This window comes from Kineosporia sp. R_H_3 (genome assembly GCF_002198675.1).
Lineage (GTDB): Bacteria > Actinomycetota > Actinomycetes > Actinomycetales > Kineosporiaceae > R-H-3.
In genome coordinates, this window is the sequence record NZ_MWLL01000239.1 from 1 (window position 1) to 4632 (window position 4632).

At 75.0% G+C, this 4632-nt stretch carries 3 protein-coding genes; all 3 read right to left on the reverse strand.

The genetic code is table 11. The annotated features are described in order from the left end of the window. Positions 1 to 1453, reverse strand: a 1453-nt coding sequence (locus ECOMGDLI_RS30020) for a Wzz/FepE/Etk N-terminal domain-containing protein (RefSeq protein WP_088320500.1), incomplete at its 3' end; no start/stop codon positions are given. Further along, positions 1453 to 3066, reverse strand: coding sequence for an oligosaccharide flippase family protein (locus tag ECOMGDLI_RS35025; protein WP_158221212.1), 1614 nt, complete (start codon positions 3064 to 3066; stop codon positions 1453 to 1455). The genes ECOMGDLI_RS35025 and ECOMGDLI_RS30020, both read right to left, overlap by 1 nt. Continuing rightward, on the reverse strand, positions 3063 to 4349 hold the full coding sequence (locus ECOMGDLI_RS30040; RefSeq protein ID WP_143448037.1) for a hypothetical protein: 1287 nt from the start codon (positions 4347 to 4349) through the stop codon (positions 3063 to 3065). The genes ECOMGDLI_RS35025 and ECOMGDLI_RS30040 overlap by 4 nt, the downstream gene beginning before the upstream one ends. Between the last annotated feature and the right edge of the window lie 283 nt (positions 4350 to 4632).

Here is a 4632-nt window from a genome sequence, read left to right on the forward strand (position 1 = left end):
GCCACGGCTCCGGCCAGTCCTGGCCGGAGCCGTGGCCCGGGGCCTGCTGCGGGGCCGGGCGCGCGGCCGGCGGCTCGATGGCGGCCTCGAGGGACGCCGCAGCGACGGCAGCGGCGTCGCCGCGGCCCTTGCGACGGTCGGCCTTGGCCTTCGCCTCGGCCGCGATGGCGCGCAGGCTCGCCTTGGTGTCCTGGCCGTCCCGGACGCCCTGCGGGGCGAGGACGACCTCGACGGGCTGGTTCGTGATCCGGCGCAGCGTGACGAGCGCCGCCTGGAGCTCGGTGCGGCGGGTGACGCCCTGCTCGACGACGAGGAGCACCGCGTCGGCGGCGGAGGCCCACGCGAGACCGACGTCCGAGGACTGGATGGCCCGCGGCGCGAGCACGATCCAGTCCGCGACGGCCCCGGCGGCCGCGACGGCGTCCTCGGTCGCACCGCGCGAGCGGCTGCCCGCCCACGCACCGGCGAGCTGGTACGTCTCCGGCGTGAAGCCGAGGCGCTGGACGCTGAAGTCGTTGCCCGTCGGGTCCGGGGCGAACAGGTAGAGCGCGGTCTGGCCGGTGATGTCGATCGGCGCGGTGTCGAAGACGGCGAGGTTGCGCGCCTTCTCGCTCTCGTTCTCCAGGAGCAGCGCGCGCCGGCCGGTCGCCGCGAGCGTGATCGCGAGGTTGAGCGGCATCTGCGAGCGGCCGTCCGCACCCGTGCCCACGACGGCGACGCAGTGCGCGCCCGCGCCGGGGGGCAGGGTGTCGAGGTACGCGGCGAGCATCCGGTAGGCGGCGTTCGTCGGGGCGTCGTTGTGCCGTGCGGACCCGCCCTTGGAGCGGCGCGGGAACTCCACGAGCGGCTCGCGGCCGGTCGCGGCCTCGACGTCGGCGAAGGTGCGGATCACGCCGCGGGTCTGCTCGAGGAGGATGACGAGGAGCAGGCCGAGCAGGAGGGCCGTGAAGCCGGCGACGACGCCGCGCAGGTACGGCTGGCGGTCGATCGGCAGGCCGGAGGTCTGCGGGTCGACGACGACGCTGAGGCTGCCGGGCCCGGACTGCTGCGCGGTCCGGGCGAGGAGCTGGTCCTTGAGCGAGGTGACGACCTGGAGCGCCTGCTGCGGGTCGTTCAGGGTCACGGTGATGTCGAGGATGCGCGTGGCGGGGCTGAAGGCGATCGCCGTGCCGGCCTGGACGTCGGCCGCGGTGAGGCCGCCGCCGACCTGGGTGGCGGCGTTCGACAGGGCGGTGCCGCTGACGACGAGCTGGGCGTAGGTGCCGATGAGCTGGCTGGACGCCTTGATCCCCTCGGCGTCCTCGTTGACCGGCCCGACGAGCAGCTGGGTCGACGCGGAGTACTGCGACGGCGTGAGCAGTGTGTAGGCCGCGGCTCCGCCGCCCGCCAGGAGCGCGACGGCGAGGAGCGCGAAGGCCCAACGGCGCAGGGCCTGCGTTGCGGTCTGTCTCACTATGACTCCTCGCTGCTGACGTGCTCTCCGGGCGGTTTCGCCCCGGACGGGTCCTGCCGGGCTCGACGTCGAGCCTTCAGCAGGGGAACTCGGGCCGCCGCAGGGAACGTCCCGACGACGTCCAGGCGCCCCGACACCGCCACGAAGATGAACAAGGACACTCCGGCGGCGGCGACCAGCCCCACCCATGATGACGGATAACCCACCGTGTTCGCTGCCAGTAGCGCAGCAAGGGCCCCGAACAGCCAGAAATACACACCGGCGTACCGGCGCGGGGGGACGGTGATCCCGGTACCGCGGGCGAGCATGACCTGCTTGGCGACGTTGTAGCCGACGAGCGTGAGGCTGCTCGCGACGGCCGCACCGAGTGCGCCGTGGCTGGGCACGAGTGTGAGCAGGAGCACGATGTCGAGCACCGCGGCGATGGCGGCGGCGGTGACGACGCCCTTCCAGCGGCCGAAGACCTGCAGCGTGAGCCCGTTGAACCCGGTCGCCGCCTGCAGGTACAGCCCGAGGGCGAGGATGACGAGCAGCACCGCCGAGTCGCTGTACCGGTCGCCGTAGATCGTGCTGACGATGAACGTCGGCGCGGAGACGATCACCGCGACGACGGGGAACGACAGGGTCGCGACCCAGGCGGCGGTCTCCCAGTAGTGCCACGCCGTGACGTCCCGCTCACCGCGTGCCAGCACGCGGGACAGGTGCGGGGTGAACAGCGGCGTGAACGCCTGGGTCGCCACGAGCGTCATCGCGGCCAGCGGGCCGACGACCCGCAGCGCCGCGACCTCGTCCGGGCCGTGGAAGTGCATGACCGCGATCGCGTCGACCGAGTTCACGAGGAGCAGCACGAGGTCGGCGCTGAGCAGCGGAAGGGAGAACCCGAAGAGCGTGCGCACCGGGAACGACAGCTCGGAGCGCCGGTAGCGGGCGGCGAGGCCGGTGCTGCGCAGCGTCGAGACGAGCATCCCGACGTAGAGCAGGACGCCGAGGAAGGCCGCGACGACGTAGCCGACGGCCAGCTGGTTCACGGTGCCGCCGGCGAGCAGAATCCCGGCGGCCGCGGCGAGCCGCAGCAGCGGGCCGACGAGGTACTTGCGGACGAAGATCGCCTTCGCGTTGGCCATGACGGCGAACAGCCCGGCCATCGCGTCGTCCGCGGCCTGCAGCGGGGCGAGCGCGACGAGGATCGGGAGCAGCCCGAGCACCTCGGGCCTGCCGCCGCCGACGAGCCGGCCGGCGGGGACCGCGAGCAGCACGACCGCCGAGCCGAGGCAGACGATCGTCACGAGCTGCACGAGGAGCGCGCCGAAGAGCTCGCCGTACCGGCCCTCCTCGTCGAACTTCGCGACGAACCGCGGGACGGCGCGGTCGAGGCCGAGGTGGATCGCCGCCTCGGCGGCGAGCACGACGGACAGGCAGTAGGCGAAGGCGCCGAAGTCCCCGGAGGTCAGGGCCCGGACGAGGATGACCTGGGTGACGAAGTTCGTGCCGAGCGACAGCAGCCGCCCGCCGAAGAGCAGCGTCGAGCCGCCGACGGTCTTGCGCTGACCGGACGCCGACGCGTCCGACGCCTCGGGGGCGTCGGACACGGCGTCGGGCAGGGGTCGGGTCACGGGGCTCGCCAACGCCGGTGGTGCGCGTCCCAGACCTGGGCGGTGACGTCCCGGCGGACGGCGTCGGCCGGCCGCGAGGCGTCGACGAGCAGCCAGCCGGGCCGGGTGGCGGCGAGCTCGGCGTACCGGCGGCGCTGGTCCTCGAGGATCTCGGGGGAGTGCTCCTGGCTGCGGGCGTGCAGGACCTCGCCGGGGGCGTCGAGGACGACGACCCGCTGCGGGCGCAGCGCCACCCGGCCGAGCACGGCGCGGCGGAGCCGCGACTTCGCGGACGCCCCGGGCCGGGAGAGCCGGCTGTCGTAGGCGTACCGGTCGAACAGGACGACCCGCCCGCGGGCCAGGTGCAGCACCGTCCGCAGGCTCATGACCACCTGGCGCACGAGCAGCCCGAGCGTGTGCCCGCCGGGGAGCTTGGCGAAGGGGCCGACGGAGCCCTGGTACTGGCCGGCGTAGAAGGTCGCCACGGGGAACGGGTACGTGGCGGCGACGGTCGCGACGACGGAGGACTTGCCGGCGCCGTCCGGGCCGACGACGGCCACGGCGGTGCCCCGGCGGCGCAGCGCGGTCGCGGGCTTGCTCGCCGCCCGCGCGCCGAGGGCCCGCACGCGGCGGGCGAGGACCGACGGCCGGCGGGCCGTCGTCCAGGCCGCCCGCAGGGTGCCCGCGACGTCGGCGAGGTCGCCGTCGAAGCCGGGGTCCCGCAGCCGGCCGAGCAGGGCGTCCGTGCCGGCCGGGCCGAGCAGCCCCTCGACGACGGCGCGCGCGTCGCCGCCCGCAGGTGCCGTCCGGGCGAGGTCGCCGAGCCGGGCGGTGTGCCGGCCGCAGCGGCCGCGCCGGTCGAGCAGGCAGTGCAGCAGGAGCACCCACAGGTCGTCGGCGGGCGCAGGGCCGGCGGCGCCGCGGGAGCGCGCCACGACGCCGGGGGCGAGGTCGGTGACGAACTCCTGGGCCGCCCCGAAGGCGACCTCGCTGAGCACGTCGACCTTGAGCCAGGTGCCGGCGGCGGGCTCGAACCGGAAGAAGAAGCGGTGCGTGCCGCGGCCCCAGGCCGGCCGCTCGACGAACCCGGCACCGCGCAGGCGGGCCACGAAGGCGTCGAGGTGCGCGGGGTCGACGAGGACGTCGACGTCGACCGGCTCCGCGGCCGACCCGGTCGTGCCCCCGGCCGCGGGGGCGGCGTCGGCCGCCGGGACGTCGCCGTCCCGGAGCAGGCACCAGCCCAGGAGGCCGGCGAGGACCTCGACCACCCCGTCCGTGTCGACGCTGCGTGAAGTGCTCGTCACCGACTGCTCCATTCGTGGTGCGCTCGATACGCCGACCGGGTCACATCGGGTCGCTGTGGGTCAGGTCCCCTCAAGGCCCCCGCTGCGGACCCCGACGCCATGACTGTCCTGGTCCCCGCCGCGACCGGTCCGGCTCCGCCCGGGTCCGGCCGCACCGGGGAGACACGTGCGACCGACAAGGTGACGACACGATGCAGTCGCAGCACAGTCCGCATGTCCCTGACCCGTACGTCCCCGACCCCGCCCGTCCCGCCGGCCTCCTGGGCTGGTGCCTGCTCCGGGA